Annotated in this window: 2 protein-coding genes and 1 pseudogene; all 3 read left to right on the forward strand. The window is 68.7% G+C overall.

All coding sequences use genetic code 11. The features are described from left to right. Positions 1–34: 34 nt before the first annotated feature. Positions 35–655, forward strand: a pseudogene (gene gmk, locus A5652_RS11285) (guanylate kinase); the annotation flags it as partial. Between the two features lie 62 nt (positions 656–717). Continuing rightward, on the forward strand, positions 718–1,044 hold the full coding sequence (gene rpoZ / locus A5652_RS11290; RefSeq protein ID WP_007774376.1) for a DNA-directed RNA polymerase subunit omega: 327 nt from the start codon (positions 718–720) through the stop codon (positions 1,042–1,044). Between the two features lie 23 nt (positions 1,045–1,067). After that, positions 1,068–1,972 (forward strand): bifunctional phosphopantothenoylcysteine decarboxylase/phosphopantothenate--cysteine ligase CoaBC (coaBC, locus tag A5652_RS11295; protein WP_067350658.1); only part of this gene is annotated, 905 nt, incomplete at its 3' end.

Below are 1,972 nucleotides of genomic sequence, written 5' to 3' on the forward strand. Positions count from 1 at the left end.
ATAAGAGACAGCGACCACACGTCCGTTACCTGATGGTTCAGGACGTGTCCCGTGCTGGACGTCCGGTCCCTCAGCGGTCGGCAAGTCGACTGTGGTCCGATGCCTGCGCGAGCGGGTCCCGGACCTGCATTTCAGCGTCTCGGCCACAACGCGGGCCCCGCGGCCCGGCGAGGTCGACGGCGTCGATTACCACTTCGTCACCCCAGCCCGTTTCCAGCAGCTCATCGACGAGGGCGCATTGCTGGAGTGGGCGGAGATCCATGCGGGACTGCATCGATCGGGCACCCTGGCCGAGCCGGTTCGGACCGCCACCGCCCGGGGATTCCCGGTTCTGATCGAAGTCGACCTGGCCGGGGCCAGGGCCGTCAAGAAGGCGATGCCCGAGGCCCTGGCGGTCTTCTTGGCGCCGCCCAGCTGGGAGGATCTCGAGGCCAGGCTCGTCGCCCGCGGCACCGAGACGCCCGAGGTCATGCGGCGTCGGCTGGAGACCGCCCGCGCCGAAATGGCGGCCCAAAACGACTTCGATCGGGTGGTCGTGAACAGCGAATTGGAGTCAGCCTGCTCCGAATTGGTATCCTTGCTGGTGGGAACTGCGCCGGGCCGCCATGACCCGTCTGGCCAGGCCACAAGCCGGACCACATCCCAGCACGATTGACCACGAATTTTCAGTATCTTTCAGCGGCGACGAGCCGCTCCAGCGCCAGGAGATTGACCTAAGTGAGCATTCCGCAGTCCGACGCGGCATTGGCCGCCGTCCCCGACCGGTTCGATCCGTCCGCCGGGGGACCGGGCGCATACGACACCCCGCTGGGCATCACCAACCCGCCCATCGACGAGCTGTTGGACCGCGTTTCGAGCAAGTACGCCCTGGTGATCTACGCGGCCAAGCGAGCCCGTCAGATCAACGACTACTACAACCAGCTCGGTGAGGGCATCCTCGAATACGTCGGTCCGCTGGTCGAGCCGGGGCTGCAGGAAAAGCCGCTGTCGATCGCGATGCGCGAGATCCACGGCGACCTGCTCGAGCACACCGAGGGCGAGTAACCGGGCCGGGCCGGGCGCGCGCTGTGGACCGCAAGCGGATCATCGTCGGCGTCTCGGGCGGTATAGCCGCCTACAAGGCGTGCACCGTCGTTCGTCAGCTCGCCGAGGCCGGTCATTCGGTTCGCGTCATCCCGACCGAGTCCGCGTTGCGTTTCGTCGGGGCGGCAACATTCGAGGCGCTGTCCGGTCAGCCGGTGCACACCGGCGTCTTCAACGACGTGCCCGAGGTTCCGCACGTCCAGCTCGGCAAGCAGGCCGACCTGGTCGTGGTGGCGCCGGCCACGGCGGACCTGCTGGCCCGGGCGGTGCACGGCCGGGCCGACGATCTGCTGACCGCCACCCTGCTCACCGCCCGATGTCCCGTGCTGTTCGCGCCGGCGATGCACACCGAGATGTGGTTGCACCCGGCCACCGTGGACAACGTGGCCACGTTGCGCCGCAGGGGAGCGGTAGTGCTCGAACCGGCCGCCGGAAGGCTCACGGGGACGGACAGCGGGTCGGGCCGGCTGCCCGAAGCCGAAGAGATCACCACCTTGTCTCACCTGTTGCTGGAACGCCAGGACGCGCTGCCTTACGACCTCGCCGGCTGCAAGGTGCTGGTGACGGCCGGGGGCACGCGCGAACCGGTCGATCCGGTGCGCTTCATCGGCAACCGCAGCTCCGGCAAGCAGGGCTATGCGGTGGCGCGGGTGGCCGCCCAGCGCGGCGCGGAGGTCACCCTGATCGCGGGGCATACCGCCGGGCTGATCGATCCCGCGGGCGTCGAGGTGGTCCACGTCGGCTCGGCCGAGCAACTGGGCGACGCCGTGACCAAGCACGCGTCCGAGGTGGACGTGCTGGTGATGGCCGCCGCGGTTGCCGACTTCCGGCCGGCCCGGGTTGCGGCCGCCAAGATCAAAAAGGGTCCGAAGGAACAAGACCAGCCGCC

The sequence above is a fragment of the Mycobacterium sp. 1165178.9 genome, from assembly GCF_001673555.1.
Classification (GTDB): Bacteria; Actinomycetota; Actinomycetes; order Mycobacteriales; family Mycobacteriaceae; genus Mycobacterium.